This is a genomic window from Peribacillus sp. FSL E2-0218 (genome assembly GCF_037992945.1).
GTDB lineage: Bacteria > Bacillota > Bacilli > Bacillales > DSM-1321 > Peribacillus > Peribacillus simplex_B.
Window position 1 is genome coordinate 3,807,060 of the sequence record NZ_CP150304.1, and the last position, 14,592, is coordinate 3,821,651.

The 14,592-nt window shown below is 44.2% G+C and carries 14 protein-coding genes and 1 riboswitch; of the genes, 8 read left to right on the top strand and 6 right to left on the bottom strand.

Annotated features, from left to right (window positions below):
- Positions 1-362: 362 nt before the first annotated feature.
- The 3 genes from queE to queC are packed head-to-tail and all read right to left on the bottom strand — an operon-like array spanning position 363 to position 2,218.
- Positions 363-1,091 (bottom strand): 7-carboxy-7-deazaguanine synthase QueE, encoded by a 729-nt coding sequence (gene queE, locus MHI53_RS18320; protein WP_340371895.1) that lies wholly within the window; start codon positions 1,089-1,091, stop codon positions 363-365.
- Positions 1,084-1,554, bottom strand: a complete 471-nt coding sequence (gene queD / locus MHI53_RS18325) for a 6-carboxytetrahydropterin synthase QueD (RefSeq protein ID WP_340371896.1) — start codon at positions 1,552-1,554, stop codon at positions 1,084-1,086. Before queD ends, queE begins: the two co-directional genes overlap by 8 nt.
- Positions 1,541-2,218, bottom strand: a complete 678-nt coding sequence (gene queC, locus MHI53_RS18330) for a 7-cyano-7-deazaguanine synthase QueC (protein WP_340371897.1) — start codon at positions 2,216-2,218, stop codon at positions 1,541-1,543. Before queC ends, queD begins: the two co-directional genes overlap by 14 nt.
- Before the next feature lie 55 nt (positions 2,219-2,273).
- Positions 2,274-2,316: riboswitch (PreQ1 riboswitch) on the bottom strand.
- Positions 2,317-2,498: 182 nt separating this feature from the next.
- On the opposite strand from queC, the gene MHI53_RS18335 reads away from it, so the two are divergent.
- The 8 genes from MHI53_RS18335 (at position 2,499) to MHI53_RS18370 (ending at position 11,012) form a co-directional block, all read left to right on the top strand.
- Positions 2,499-4,178 carry a methyl-accepting chemotaxis protein gene (locus MHI53_RS18335; protein WP_340371898.1) on the top strand — a complete coding sequence of 560 codons (1,680 nt, stop codon included), beginning with the start codon at positions 2,499-2,501 and terminating at the stop codon, positions 4,176-4,178.
- A gap of 427 nt (positions 4,179-4,605) precedes the next feature.
- Positions 4,606-4,818 (top strand): hypothetical protein, encoded by a 213-nt coding sequence (locus MHI53_RS18340; RefSeq protein WP_340371899.1) that lies wholly within the window; start codon positions 4,606-4,608, stop codon positions 4,816-4,818.
- Positions 4,819-5,575: 757 nt separating this feature from the next.
- Positions 5,576-6,757, top strand: a complete 1,182-nt coding sequence (pgsB, locus tag MHI53_RS18345) for a poly-gamma-glutamate synthase PgsB (RefSeq protein WP_340371900.1) — start codon at positions 5,576-5,578, stop codon at positions 6,755-6,757.
- Positions 6,758-6,772: 15 nt separating this feature from the next.
- On the top strand, positions 6,773-7,222 hold the full coding sequence (gene pgsC / locus MHI53_RS18350; protein ID WP_061142969.1) for a poly-gamma-glutamate biosynthesis protein PgsC: 450 nt from the start codon (positions 6,773-6,775) through the stop codon (positions 7,220-7,222).
- Positions 7,223-7,232: 10 nt separating this feature from the next.
- Positions 7,233-8,480, top strand: a complete 1,248-nt coding sequence (locus MHI53_RS18355) for a CapA family protein (protein WP_061142968.1) — start codon at positions 7,233-7,235, stop codon at positions 8,478-8,480.
- 72 nt (positions 8,481-8,552) lie between these two features.
- The gene (locus tag MHI53_RS18360; RefSeq protein WP_340371901.1) at positions 8,553-10,127 is read left to right on the top strand and encodes a gamma-glutamyltransferase; all 1,575 of its coding nucleotides are present in this window, start codon (positions 8,553-8,555) and stop codon (positions 10,125-10,127) included.
- 36 nt (positions 10,128-10,163) lie between these two features.
- Complete coding sequence (locus MHI53_RS18365) at positions 10,164-10,313, top strand: CapE family protein (RefSeq protein WP_155645508.1); 150 nt, start codon at positions 10,164-10,166, stop codon at positions 10,311-10,313.
- Positions 10,314-10,379: 66 nt separating this feature from the next.
- Positions 10,380-11,012, top strand: coding sequence for a poly-gamma-glutamate hydrolase family protein (locus MHI53_RS18370; RefSeq protein WP_340371902.1), 633 nt, complete (start codon positions 10,380-10,382; stop codon positions 11,010-11,012).
- A gap of 11 nt (positions 11,013-11,023) precedes the next feature.
- Here MHI53_RS18370 and MHI53_RS18375 read toward each other — a convergent pair whose 3' ends face one another.
- The 3 genes from MHI53_RS18375 to MHI53_RS18385 all read right to left on the bottom strand — a co-directional run bounded on the left by MHI53_RS18375 (position 11,024) and on the right by MHI53_RS18385 (position 14,538).
- Positions 11,024-12,226, bottom strand: coding sequence for an NlpC/P60 family protein (locus tag MHI53_RS18375; protein ID WP_340371903.1), 1,203 nt, complete (start codon positions 12,224-12,226; stop codon positions 11,024-11,026).
- A gap of 266 nt (positions 12,227-12,492) precedes the next feature.
- On the bottom strand, positions 12,493-13,158 hold the full coding sequence (locus tag MHI53_RS18380; RefSeq protein ID WP_061142965.1) for a hypothetical protein: 666 nt from the start codon (positions 13,156-13,158) through the stop codon (positions 12,493-12,495).
- Positions 13,159-13,182: 24 nt separating this feature from the next.
- On the bottom strand, positions 13,183-14,538 hold the full coding sequence (locus tag MHI53_RS18385) for an arsenic transporter (protein WP_061143018.1): 1,356 nt from the start codon (positions 14,536-14,538) through the stop codon (positions 13,183-13,185).
- Positions 14,539-14,592 lie beyond the last annotated feature (54 nt).

Consider the following 14,592-nt stretch of genomic DNA (forward strand, 5'->3'; position numbering starts at 1 on the left):
GTTAGACGAAGTAGACGAGGTTTCGTTTCATAAAAATGGCTATTTTACGGTTTTTTTAAGTGATCTACCCTTTTTATTAACCACCGTGAAAATTTGCCATGAAATTACTGACCATTGGTAAAGAATATGGCAGGTCATGTTGGCTCATAATCTTTTCTTTCTCAATACGATTTCAGCTGATCTTGTCCCCTGGCGTTTCGGTGGACATACAGGGTCAAAGGTTTATGACGTCTTTCCTGCCTATACCGTAACGCAAATGGATCGTTTTGGACTTAAATAGACCACTTCATTGAAAGCTTCATATATTCAAACAGTTTAAGAAAAAAGGCAGTGTGAATATGCTTCACAATGCCTCCTCTTCTTTATACGCCCCGCTTGTTGCCCCATATATAGGTATGCAGCTGCGGGAGAACTTTCACGTCATTCAATTCATCATCGGCTATCACTTTATCGATTAGCTCTTCATATTTCTTCAATAATCCGCTGATCAGATGCTGATCATCCGCCGTCCTGCTGTCGTCATTGCCGACCTGCAGATAAAAAGGAATGCCAGGATACCGCTCATGTACATGTTTGGCATATTGATAATCTTCTTCATTAAAGACGACAATCTTCAATGAGACATGGTTGTTGGGATTTCGGCCGGCAAGCTTCTCCAATATTTGATCGAGCACCGTAAAGTCCGTGCTCATTCCCGAGCTCGGCGGCTTAGGTGATAGCGTCAGTTCATCGATATCGAGAAACCAGTCCTGCCAACGGCTTCCTTGCGTTTCGACACCGATGTTGATTTTGTGTTCGCGCAGCAAGGCGATCAAGCCATTCAGATTTTTCAGAAGGGCCGGATTCCCCCCGGATATGGTCACGAAGGAAAAACCCGAGCCTCCAATTCGCTTCAGCTCGCCCCAAATTTCTTCTGCAGTCATCTGGACGGTATCTTCCTTCCCTGATCCATCCCAGGTAAAAGCCGAATCACACCACGAACAGGAATAATCGCAGCCAGCAGTACGAACGAACATCGTCTTTTGGCCAATGACCATTCCCTCACCTTGGATGGTCGGGCCGAAGATTTCCATAACCGGAAGTTTACTCACTTTCCATCCACTCCCGTCTCGCCTCGGCATAACTTGTCGGTGTTTCATAGAGACGGACAAATTCAACCCTGGCACCCTGGTAATCTTTCATTGAAAGGGCTTCGGCCATTTTTTCGTAGATCCAAACAACCATGTTTTCGGCTGTTGTATTCATGGGCGGCAGCGTTTCATTCAAATAACGATGATCGAGGTGGATTTCAATTTCATTTTTCCATATTTCCTTCATGTCCCCGAAATCAATCATCAAACCGCGAGAATCGGTATATCCGCTCAATCCAAAGATGACCTTGTAGGTGTGACCGTGAAGATTCTTGCATTTCCCCTCATAGTCGTGCAGATGGTGTGCTGCGTCAAAAGTGAATTCCTTGCTGACCAGGACCCTCTTCTTTGTATAGTTCAGCTGGCTGCGCTGTATATCTTCATCTATTTTTTGAAGCTTATCGACGATTTTAAAACCATACATCATGAGTGACCTCCCGTCTGCTTATATAGTCATCCAGCCCTTTTTTGCGCAGCTTACATGCCGGACATTCCCCACAGCCGTCAGATATGACGCCATTATAGCAAGTCAGTGTCTTTTCGCGGACAAATTCGAACGCGCCAAGCTGATCGGCAAGCTCCCATGTTTCTTCTTTATTCAGCCACATAAGCGGCGTATCGATTACGAATGACTGGTCCATCGACAAGTTCAAGGTTACGTTCAACGATTTAATGAAAACATCGCGACAGTCAGGATATCCGCTGAAATCCGTTTCACAGACGCCTGTGACAATATGTTTAGCCCCGATCTGGCTGGCCAGAACCCCGGCAAACGAAAGGAACAGCAAATTCCTTCCCGGCACGAAGGTTGATGGCAATTCGCCGTCTTCCCCGTCTTCCACTGCAATGTCACTTCTCGTCAACGCATTGGGCGCCAGCTGGTTCAGCAGCGACATGTCCAGGATATGATGGTTGATGCCCAGCTCCTTCGCTATTTGTTGGGCGCATTCGATTTCCAAGCTGTGCCGCTGATTATAATCGAAGGTCACTGCCTCGACTTCCTCGAATCTCTCCATCGCCCAAAACAAACAGGTCGTACTGTCCTGACCTCCGCTAAACACTACCACTGCCTTTTCTTTCTTCTTCATTTCTATAAAACTCCTTTTTACGGAAAAAAACAGCACCCTAAGAATAGAGTACTGTTTCTCCTTAGTTTTTTTGAGAGGGTAGCTAGAACCTCTTCCGCCTTAACGCGGAATATACTATTTTCCAACCCAATCGTACCCTGAAAACGAGAAGAAATCAAGTTGTTTGTATAGGGTGACCAGACCTAATGGGAAACTTGGTATCCTGGACAAACCCATTAACATATTCATCATTTTTCCGATAAATAAGTGAACAAACTTATTGATAAAGGGGTCCATTCATTTGAAAAGCATTAAAGGAAAGATACTGGCGGCATTTTCACTCATCATATCTTTATGTATCATCTTAGGAGCATTCAGTATTTATAGTAGCAACAAGTCACTGAAACATTCGCAAAATATTATTGAAGAGGAACTGCCGATTCTGATCGAGAGCGAAAAACTGTTATATAATCTTTCCCAAAGAACGGCATTCGCTAGAGCCTACATTTTATACGGCGACGAAAGTTATAAAGAAAAGTTCTTACAATATACCGATGATAGCCAAAACATCCAGGAGAAGCTTTTGTCTTTGAGCGATTCGGAGGAAGCGAAGGATTTGATCGAAAAAAGTGTGGATTGGAGGACGATGATTGTCGAGCGGGTATTCACCCAATATGAAAAGGGAAATCCGGAACGAGCTAAAGAAATCCTCAAAAACGAAGTGTCACCCATCAGTAACGATATAATGGAGGGCTTCAAGGGACTCGCTTCGGAACAGGAGGAATTGATTCAAGCTTCAGGCGAAACCGTCATGGCAAGCGGGAAATCGGTCAAGGTGACTAGCATCATCATCTCCATTGCCGCCGTCATCATTGGCACTCTGCTCGCAATCGTCACTGCCCAGCTCATTACCGCTCCCCTCCTTAAAATCAGGGATCGGATGAAATCGGTGGCAGCCGGAGAGCTGGATCATGATCCGCTGGAACATAAGTCAAATGATGAAATCGGCGAATTAACGGCATCTGCCAATCAAATGCAGAAAAACCTCCGTGATACGATCGAAAAAACACTGGCTGTATCCGAATCCGTTTCCAACCAAAGCCAAAGCCTGACACAATCAGCATTTGAAGGGCAGCAGGGCAGCAAGCAGATCGCCACCACGATGTATGAACTTTCGGAAGGTTCGGAGTCACAAGCCAACCGGGCAACGGAAATGGTCCGCATGATGGAGGATTTCACCGGTAAGATCGAACAGGCCCATCTTGACGGGGCAGCGGTATTCATGAGTTCAAGCGAAATCCTTACCTTGACAAAGGAAGGAACCATTTTGATGCGCAGTTCAGTCCAGCAAATGAAAACGGTCGATAGCATCGTCAAGGATGCCGTCGAGCAGGTGAAAGGGCTCGATTCTCGTTCACAGGAAATCTCGCAGCTCGTTCAGGTCATCAAGGATATATCCAATCAAACCAACCTCTTGGCCCTGAATGCTGCCATAGAAGCTGCACGAGCTGGCGAACATGGCAAAGGCTTTGCCGTCGTCGCGGATGAAGTGCGAAAACTTGCAGAAGAGGTAACCCATTCCGTAGGGGATATTACCGAAATCGTAGGCACTATACAGTCTGGTTCAAAAAACGTCGTCCGCTCCCTCGAAGATGGTTATTCACAGGTCGATGAGGGGACTAAACAAATTACCCGTACCGGTCAAACCTTTGAGACGATCAATCATTCTGTCGATGACATGAGTACGAAAATCCAACATATTACAGATGAATTGAACTATATCTCTACTAATAGTAAAAACATCAATCTGGCCATCGAAGACATCGCAGCCGTTTCAGAACAGTCCGCAGCAGGGATCGAGCAAGTTTCCGCCTCCGCTCAACAATCCAGCTCGGCTATGGATGAAATCACCAGCCATGCCAGTAAGCTCGAATCTTCAGCGGCGCAACTGATTGAACAAGTCCAGAATTTCAGGATATGATATTGCCGATTCCCGTCACTTGCAGGCGGGAATCGGCGTTTTCCCTATGGCGGGGTTGTTTTATTTTCGTCGATTCGGGGAATGAATCACTATGGACATAAAAAAAACATTAGTGACACTCTCTATCAATAGAAAGCAAGAATCAATATTTTGCTCCATTATCAGAATATTTAGTGTATAATAGATTTATCCAAAGGAATTTTTTTACTATTAAAGAAATGAAACCATGCCTTCGTTTCCTTTTTTCGAAACCCAGGCATATCTAACCACCAGGATTAATGTAAGGTTCTCTTATACATTATCTTTTTAAGTCTTTACTATCATAAATATCCATTATTTTCTCCAAAATTGTAAAAAAAGGTTAATATTCACCCGCTTTATGTTACTATTAAACTAAGACCTTTTAACCCCACAAGGAGGAATTCATATGAAGCATCTATTTAGATTCGTAGCAGAGTTTAACGAAAGGAAAGCACTCGAACGGGAAACCGACGAATTCTTTCGCAAAGAATACGAAAATTATATGAAGCTCCATCCTGAAAACGGAGCAAAAAAGAGATTAGCTCCTAAACTATATGTTATTGATGGTGGTAAAAAAGGCGCTCCTCATTCGTTTTCTGATAGAAAGAAATCCAGTTAACCCTATTTCTTTTACACTCATCCGTAAGATCCTAATCACATCCGCAAAACACAATCCATTTAGAGAAAATATATTAACGAAAAGCTCAGGATTCAGTTCTGGGCTTTTTTGATTTTTCGATTCTTCTATTAACACTATATTAATAGAAGAAACTAGGTATTTTTTTATAAAATGGATTAACTTTAGCATTTTTCATGTTTCAGGTAATGGTTCACAAAATAGGCAAATCGGTTTTTATTGTGTAAAAACCCAAAAAACCGTAAAAAAAGAGCTGTGTTCTTTTACTCATCTTTAAACATATTCAAAACAGTCTAAATAATTGAGTCGATAGACGCAATATCTTACATTGAATGACAAATGAATAATTAATGTTACACAAGCAGCAAATACATGGGTAAAAACAATTATCTACGTGTAATAAAGGTCACTCCTAAAGACTATTTATTATATAAATATAGTCATTAAGAATCGGGTTCAAATACTCATTTATTGACATTTGTTCTCTTAATATAGTGTTCCTATTACAACTACCATATTTTAGTGTAAAAAAATCGAGGCATTCCCCAGTTCCCTCCCCTATCTTTAGACTCATAAAACAATTCCTTCCATTAGATATTATTACACTTCTATATACATTTATTTGCAAAAAATGAGAATAACTATATTACGATAGAATAATTGACCCTTGCCTATTAAGTTTAAAATCATGTAGTGTGTATTCAGTAAATCAAATATGTGAAAAAAGAGAGGGTAAAAAATGGCACCAATACTTATATGTGCGATCTTTTTGCTTGGCTATGGCCTAGTTGAACAAAAGCGCCATCAGAAACGTCTCGACTCCATTCCGGTAAGAGTGAATGTGAATGGGATTCGCGGAAAATCGACTGTAACGCGTCTGATAACAGGTGTAATTCAAGAAGCCAAGTATAAAACAGTAGGAAAAACGACCGGAACCTCAGCAAGGATGATTTATTGGTTTACGGACAAAGAAAAACCGATCATACGGCGCCCGGAGGGACCGAACATTGGCGAACAACGGCGTGTCGTCAAGGAGGTGGCTGATTTAGGCACGGAAGCACTAGTTTGTGAATGTATGGCCGTTCAGCCTGATTATCAACTAATCTTCCAAAATAAAATGATTCAAGCCAATATCGGGGTCATCGTGAATGTACTGGAAGACCATATGGATGTCATGGGTCCGACTTTGGACGAGGTTGCCGAAGCATTCACTGCTACCATCCCCTATAATGGTCACTTAATCACCATCGAAAGTGAGTATCTGGACTTTTTCAAAAATATTGCCAAGGAACGCAACACAAAGGTGATTGTCGCTGATAATTCCAGAATCTCGGAAGAGTTCCTGCGAGAATTCGACTATATGGTCTTTCCGGATAACGCTTCACTCGCTTTGGCCGTTGCGGAAGCTTTGGGCATCGATGAAAAAACAGCCTTTCGCGGCATGTTGAATGCACATCCCGATCCAGGCGCCATGCGGATCACCAAATTCGGGAATCCAGGACAGCCTACATACTTTGTAAATGGTTTTGCTGCAAATGACGCATCATCGACTTTGAATATCTGGGAACGTGTCAATACGTTTGGATACAGCACAGAACCTCCTATCGTCATCATGAACTGCCGGCCTGACCGTGTGGACCGTACCGAGCAGTTTGCAAGAGATGTATTGCCTTACATAAAATCCACCATCGTCATTGCCATTGGTGAAACGACATCACCGATCACCCGGGCATTCGAACAAGGGAAATTGGATACCAATGAGTATTGGGATCTGGAAAACTGGACGACGGAAGAAATCGTCGCCCGTCTCAGCCCAGCCATGAAAAACCGCGTCGTATACGGTGTCGGTAACATACATGGTGCAGCGGAACCATTAATTGAAGCATTCATGAAATCTAAAACAAAGCAAAAAGCGAGTTAAGTAGGAGGAACCTTAATGTTTGGATCGGATTTATATGTAGCCCTAGTATTGGGAGTAACGCTTAGCCTTATTTTTTCAGAAAAAACGGGTGTCGTGCCCGCAGGACTTATCGTGCCAGGTTATTTGGCACTCGTATTTGATCAATGGGAAATCATGCTGGTCATCATGATCATCAGTGTCGTCACGTATTTAATCGTCACCCACGGCCTTTCAAGATGGGTGATTTTATATGGAAGAAGAAAATTCGCAGCGATGATGGTGACAGGAATTTGCCTGAAGCTACTATTGGACTTCGTCTATCCCGTCATGCCATTTGAAATATTCGAGTTTCGGGGAATCGGGATAATCGTACCTGGCTTGATCGCGAATACCATTCAAAGACAAGGAATGCCATTAACACTTGGCAGCACGCTTTTATTATCCGGCTTAACTTTCGGTTTAATGAACGTGTATTACCTATTCTGAGGTGCATAAGATGAAACGGACTTTAAACGCTAAAGAAAAAACACTTATTTTTATTAAACGGACGAAGAAAAATAACCTTAAATACGCTGGTATCATCCTGCCGATCTTATTGATCGCCTTAGTCATCACCACGTGGATGGGACGGGCAGAGGAAGTGAAAACGGTCGCTCCCGAATCCGATCATCCATCGACGATGACAATGGTCGGTGATGTGATGATGGGTCGTTATGTGGAGGAAGTGACGGAAAAACACGGGTATGATTACCTGTTCCGTTACATGAAACCCTATTTTGCCGATTCGGACTATGTCAGTGGAAATTATGAACACCCAGCTTTAAAAGAAGAGGCATCCAGCTACAAGGAAGCCGATACAGCCATCAGGTTAAACTCCAATAAAAGCGGCGTCAAAGCGGTCAAGGATGCAGGCTTTTCTGTCATGACCCTCGCCAATAACCATATGATGGACTTTGAGGAGCAAGGGCTGCTGGATACGATTGATCAATTCAAACGGACCGATATGGACTTTGTTGGTGTTGGAAAAAACACCGCCGAGGCTAAAGCTAGCATCGACTATGCTGATGTTAACGGCGTGCGGGTGGCAACTCTTGGCTTCACCGATGTGTATGGCAAGGATGCCGTACCGACGGATACTCAAGCCGGGATTTTGAATTCAAATCCTGATTTATTGTTTGAAATGATCGGAAAAGCAAAGGATGCCAAGCAAGGCAATGCAGACTTGGTTGTCGTGAATATGCATTGGGGTCAGGAATATTCCACATCCGCAACCTTGCGCCAAAAAGACTTGGCCAAAGCGGTCATCGACGCGGGGGCTGACATCATTATCGGGCATCATCCCCATGTCCTTCAGTCGTTTGACGTTTATAAGGACGGTATCATTTTCTATAGTTTAGGTAACTTCATATTCGATCAAGGCTGGACACGGACAAAGGATTCCGCCATGGTCCAATACCATTTGGCGGAGGACGGAAAAGCATCAATCGATGTCGTTCCCCTGCAAATAGAAGAGGCCACACCAAGGCCAGCAACCTCGAAAGCGGACCGATCCCGGGTTTACCGACAGCTGACGAAGGAAACGGGTAAGAACGTGCAATGGTCGAAAAAAGCGGATCATATCGAAATCAACATCAACCACAAAAAGGTAATCGACCATAAAACAGAGCGTGAACAAGCGGAAAAAGCAGCGGATGCAAAAAAAGCTGCCCAAGCGAAACAAAAGGACATACAGCCCATTCAATAGGGAACGATTGACTACTACGTGAACAAGAGAGACACACAACTTAGATACTCACCGAAAAAGGGGGATCCAACGATGATTAACCATATGACGAGAAAAGTGCTCCTTTCCCTTTGCATGCTCATATATATTGCAGGATGCTCGAAGTCACCCCCTAATTCTGACACGAATGACCCAATTGATGATAAATCCTATGGAGTCAGTTCTTCCAACCCGATCGCAATAGAGGTGGGAATGAAGATATTGAATAACGGAGGCACGGCGGCCGATGCCGCCATTGCGGTTTCCTATGCATTGGGGGTAACCGAGCCTTATGGATCTGGTATAGGCGGTGGCGGCGGCATGCTGATTGCCCCTAAATCCGGCAAACCGAATTTCATCGATTATCGGGAATCCTCTCCGGAAGACCCAAGTTCAAGACACCAAACGGGGATACCCGGCTTAGTGGCCGGCATGCAGGTTATCCACGATAAATATGGAAGCGTACCGATGGAAGATCTCATCCAGCCGGCAGTCGATTTGGCACAAGACGGGTTTAAAGTGAACGACATGTTATCCGCACGCTTGGCTGAAGCCGAACCAAGGCTTTCATCCGATGAAACTTCACTGTTCTACCCGGATGGCGAGGCTCTTGAACCAGGCGAGACGCTAAGACAGGAAAAGCTTGCCGATACATTGAAGGAAATTCAACAAGAAGGCCCTGATGGTTTCTATAAAGGGGAAATCGCCCGGGATATAAAAAAAGAAACAGACGTCGACTTGATGGATTTAAAGCGCTATGAAGTGAAAGAACGGGAACCGGTTCAGGGAACATTTGCAGGGTACGACGTTTGGACGGCCCCTCCCCCCTTTTCAGGCGTAACAGTTCTTGAGATGTTAAAACTTGCCGAGGAAGCGAACCTTGGTGATGCAAAAAGCAAATCAGCTTATATGAAAGTACTGGGGGCCATCACCCATACCGCTTACGAAGATCGGATCGACCATATCGGGGACGGAACCAGCCCAGCTAAAGCGGAACAGCTGCTCTCCCCCATCCACATAACCAATCTTAACCAAAAAATCAAAAATGGTGGCTGGGAATATAAACAATCGCATGAATCGGAAGAACATGAAAGCACCACACATTTTGTGATCATGGATAAGTATGGCACGATCGTTTCTGCAACAAATACGCTTAGTAACTTTTTTGGATCGGGTGACTATACGAATGGATTCTTCCTTAATGATCAACTGAAAAACTTCGGTTCAGACTTGAATGATCAAGAGGCTTATAAACGATCCAGAACGTTCACATCACCTACCATTCTCAAAAAAACCGGGCAGGAATCGATTGGGATCGGTTTACCCGGCGGCGATAGGATTCCCCAAGTATTGATGCAGGTTCTTTACTCATATTCCGAGAAAGAAGGCTCTTTCCAGGATATCATCGACCGTAAACGTTTCGTCTTTGATGGAAAGAACATTCACACAGAGACAAGACTGTCGAAAGAAACGATATCTGATCTGGAAGATTCAGGATATGAAGTCATTCACGATACAAACCCCATGTTTTATGGCGGAGTTCAAGTTCTCGCAAGAAACGAGCACAACGGACGGTTATCCGGAGCTGGGGATAAGCGAAGAAACGGAAGTTGGAAAGCACATCAATAAAAATGCAGTTTGAATACAATATAAGGGGGCGAGATAATGAATATCGCAAAAAAAATAACGAGCTGGGTCATACCTGTTATTCTCATTGCAGCCCTGCTTGTGACGATGAATACATTCAAACGGACCGAAACTTTAACACCTGACGAACAAAAGAAAATCGAACGATATACGACAGTTGAAAAATGAAAAAGCCGGGGCTGATACCCCGCTTTTTTATTTTCGCCATTAAACTACGAAAACCGGAGGATCGCCATGACTTCTACTAGCTACAGAAATTTCGCCGAGCTTACAAATAATGAACAAGAATTCCTCGATTATCGCATCATCGCTTATCACAGGAATCCGGTTATTGCCGTCCTTGCCATCCATGGCGGGAATATTGAACCTGGAACCAGTGAACTGGCTGTCGCCCTTGGCGAAAGAATGGGTGCGAGCACCTATTCTTTCGAAGGACTGAAATCCCGGGGAAACCAGATCCTTCATATAAAGTCCAGTTTGTTCAATGAACCGGTCGGGGTGTCCATGGCGGCGGATGCAGAAACCACCCTTACCATTCATGGACACCGCAACGAACAGGCTTCGTTCGTTTACATCGGAGGGCGGAATGAAACCTTCAAGAACGTGATCAAGCATTCGCTGAATCGAGCTGGATTTCAAACATATGACGCCCCTAGGCGCCTTTCGGGCACGAATGCAAGCAACATCACGAACAGCTGCAAAATGGGTGCCGGCGTACAGTTGGAGCTTTCCACAAAGCTTCGGAAAAGCTTGTTCGAAGGCCATGACTTTAGCAGCAAGAACAGGACCAATCACTCGGAATCCTTTCACCGCTTCGTTCACGCACTTGAAACAGGGGCCCTCACTTATAAACGGTTTATCATGTGACAAGGAACGGTTTAGTTCATTAGGTATTCAGCTTGACCGAAGCTTTCGAACTTTTCGGCAAAATAACCTGACGATAGGCTGGAAATATGAACGCCAGGTTTCTCGGTTGTATGAAGGAATCTTCCTCCCCCCAGGTAGATGCCAACGTGAGTTACACCCCGCCTGGCGCCAGTATCCCTAAAAAACACTAAATCGCCTGCTTTTGGGTTTTCGATCTTCGGCAGCAAGGAGAAGTATTCCTCCGCCGAACCACGCTTTACCGAAAGGCCCTGCTCCTTCATCACCCAGTAGATGAATCCGCTGCAGTCCATTCCGAGCGTGGGATCATCTTCCCCAAAAGCATAGGTAAAGCCGCGAAATGTGTAAGCGTACTTAATGACAGCCTCAGCCTTATCATAAGCAGCCTCTTGATTAACGTAAAAAGGAAACAAAGGACTGCTGTATATTTGAAGATACTGCCCTTGTATCAGCCCAGCAGCTGGAAGGGCATTTCGGTTTTTGATCGCATTCATGGAAATGCCGTATTTTTCCGCTATCCCTTTTAGTGTTTCCCCGCTTTGGACGATGTGCTCACCTTTTGGGGTATACGTTTTATAGGCCATCTTATATTTTCCAAAGTAGTTCTCCGTACTCGATCTCACCTGGACCGTTTCTGCCCCATATCCGGAATGGACAAATTGGTTCTTGCCGAGGTAGATTCCGGCAGTCACGACCTTCGAACTTGCTTTTTCAAGAAAGAAGATAAGATCTCCTGCTTTCGGAGCCGCTGTATCCATTCCCTGCTTATAAAAACCGTCAACTGTCAAACGGTCGATGGAAATGTTCTGCCTGGAAAGAACCCAATGAATCAGCCCGCTGGAGTCAAAGCCGTTTGCAGGCGTCTCTTCTCCGGCCATTTTTTTAAACCCAACAAATGTTTTCGCATAGTCGGCAATCCTTTTTCCCCTCTCCGACCACTGATAGGCGGCAGGAATGGATGCCGTTTGAATGATCTTTACCTTCTGGCCAGCGTATAGCTTGTTATCGGGCAATCCATTCGCATTCATTAACTGCGCCGGGGATATATGATAGGTCCTTGCAATCGATTCTACCGTTTCATTAGCAGCCACCGTATGAACACGATCTGCCGCCTCCGCCATAAATCCCGGGAAAAAAATTGAACTGATGATGAACACCACAATCCATGCTCTGCTGCTTAATTTTGCCTTAAACATTTCAGCCCTTCCTTCTTGATCAGAATATCCAATAAAAATGTCACTGGAGTAAAACTAATTACCTATTAAAATCGAATTGACATCCTATAATACTCACTAATATACCTAATATCGGTAAAACGAATGAATCTTTTAGCCTATCAATCATTTAAATTAATAAACCAACGCTCCTTTCGGCTATCACATAAGGAAAACGGATGGGATGTTCAGTGACGCGCTAGAATTAAAAAGGGAAAGCTAGATAGCTTTCCCCTCACTCCATGAATCTATGGCATGTACACACTTTTAATATGCGCAAGCTTCAAAAACACTTGATCGCCGCTTGCTGTCGTTAACTCGACAAAGTTATTCGCAGCCGTTTTCAGCACCCCGATCTTCATGGGGTCTTCCCCTCCATCAAGGACCAAAAGTTTTCCTGCATTTTTCTTTAATTGCTCTTCCAAGGAGCGCACCATTGGCACGGCTGATGGATTGACGGGAAAGCATTCTTTACTGAGCGAGTAGGGGATGGCACTTTGATTATTGGGGGAAAGGTATTTCAGGTGATGCAGTGAAATATACATCGTTTTGTATACTGGCGAGTAGAACGCAAAGTAATCATTGAAAACATTGGTGATATAACCGTGCAGCGGAATGTGGCCTGCAACGTGGATTTCTGAAAACACACCTTTGGCATTCATTAACGTTTTTCGATAGGAAATCGATCCCATGTCCTCCATCATCGGAGATTCCAGCGGATATTCAATCTCGTTATCTATTTCTTTACTGAGATTCAATTGATGGATTTGCAGCATCGGAAAATACAGAAACTGCTTTCCGTTGTACAGCACGAGAATATCCATGCCCAGATCCGTTAATATTCCTTTGTACGTTTTTTTTCCCGAGAGTTGGACATCGATTTGCTTACCCAGTAATGCACCCGCATCACTCATTACTATCTCCTCCTAGAAGGTTATTTAGCTGAATATCATTTGGACCCAAAAATATAACAATAGCAGTGTCACCGCTGTAGTCAGCGGTATGACTACCAGGGATACGCTTAAATAATCTTTCCACGTTATTTTCACTTTATTTTGCTTCAGGATATACATCCAGATAAGAGAGGCAAGAGTACCGATGGGCAACAACAACGAGCCTATGTCACTGCCGATTATATTGGCCAGATAGATGGTTTTTAAGGTAATTGGATCAAGTCCCATCTCCGTTAAGGTAATGGTGCCTATCATTAATGCCGGGTGATTGTTGAATATGTTTGATAGCAGCGATACTAACCCGCCCATGACAAAACTGGCACTCAATAAGCCTTGGTTCACGATCGGTTCACAAATTTTTATGAGTATGGCCGTAAGCCCTACATTATGGAGTCCGTATATGATGACATACATGGAGAACGCGAATATCAGGATGTGCCATGGGGTTTTCTTCAAGATATCGGCTGGATGTGTGCGTAGATGATACCATCTCCAGATCAGCAAAGATAACGAGCCGAGCACGGCAACCCATTCAATGGGAATGGAAAAATAAGAGGCGACGAAGAGTAAACAGCGCACAACAAACACATAGAGCAATACTTTTAGCATGAATATCGTACGCTGCCGTTTTGTTTCCACCGTCATGCCCCCCTTTAAGGGATGGAAATTTTTCGTAAAGAAACTTTCTTCAATGTCATATGAAAGCTCAGGTAATTTCTTGGGCAATTTTTTCTTGACCACCAAGAACATCAAGCATGACATGAAAAGCAGCCCCAGGGTTGCAGGTACAAACATCATGGCTGTATGCATATAAAGCGTCATATGCACAATTTGCAAAGCGATTAAATTCACAATGTTACTTACACCTATCGGGGCACTGGAAGCGGTTGCAACCAATGCTCCACTCAATAGATAGGGAACCGCTTCGTGCGGCTTCAGCCTGAGATTTTTCAGAAGCAAGATCAAGATGGGCGTCGTGATCAGGATGCTGCCATCATTATTGAATAACAAAGTCATTAAAAAGCACAATAATTGAATGTACCAATATAGACGATATCCAGATCCTCTGGCAAGGATGGCGAGCCTTGCCGCCGCCCAGTGAAAAAAACCGAAACTCTCAAGGATGACCGCCATCACGATCGTTGCCATGATCGTGATCGATGCCCCCCCAATTTTGCTGATGATATCCAAAATATCTCCATGGGACACTGTGCCGGATAGCAAAATGATCGCTGCACCAATCGAAGCTGGCCAAGCTTCATTTATTCCTCCCGGCCTCCATAATATAACGATCATTGTCATGACAAACACAAAAATAGCCATTCCAATTTCGAAATGCATGCTGTTCTCCCCTTTGGGCCTTGAGCCTTTGGACCCTACTTGTCCGATTCCTAT

Coding starts and splice junctions, on each gene's coding strand:
- MHI53_RS18360 (WP_340371901.1), top strand. CDS start 8,553: ATGATTAACCATATGACGAGAAAAGTGCTCCTTTCCCTTTGCATGCTC.
- MHI53_RS18355 (WP_061142968.1), top strand. CDS start 7,233: ATGAAACGGACTTTAAACGCTAAAGAAAAAACACTTATTTTTATTAAA.
- MHI53_RS18365 (WP_155645508.1), top strand. CDS start 10,164: ATGAATATCGCAAAAAAAATAACGAGCTGGGTCATACCTGTTATTCTC.
- MHI53_RS18340 (WP_340371899.1), top strand. CDS start 4,606: ATGAAGCATCTATTTAGATTCGTAGCAGAGTTTAACGAAAGGAAAGCA.
- pgsC (WP_061142969.1), top strand. CDS start 6,773: ATGTTTGGATCGGATTTATATGTAGCCCTAGTATTGGGAGTAACGCTT.
- MHI53_RS18375 (WP_340371903.1), bottom strand. CDS start 12,226: ATGTTTAAGGCAAAATTAAGCAGCAGAGCATGGATTGTGGTGTTCATC.
- pgsB (WP_340371900.1), top strand. CDS start 5,576: ATGGCACCAATACTTATATGTGCGATCTTTTTGCTTGGCTATGGCCTA.
- MHI53_RS18380 (WP_061142965.1), bottom strand. CDS start 13,158: ATGAGTGATGCGGGTGCATTACTGGGTAAGCAAATCGATGTCCAACTC.
- queD (WP_340371896.1), bottom strand. CDS start 1,554: ATGTATGGTTTTAAAATCGTCGATAAGCTTCAAAAAATAGATGAAGAT.
- MHI53_RS18370 (WP_340371902.1), top strand. CDS start 10,380: ATGACTTCTACTAGCTACAGAAATTTCGCCGAGCTTACAAATAATGAA.
- MHI53_RS18385 (WP_061143018.1), bottom strand. CDS start 14,538: ATGCATTTCGAAATTGGAATGGCTATTTTTGTGTTTGTCATGACAATG.
- queC (WP_340371897.1), bottom strand. CDS start 2,218: ATGAAGAAGAAAGAAAAGGCAGTGGTAGTGTTTAGCGGAGGTCAGGAC.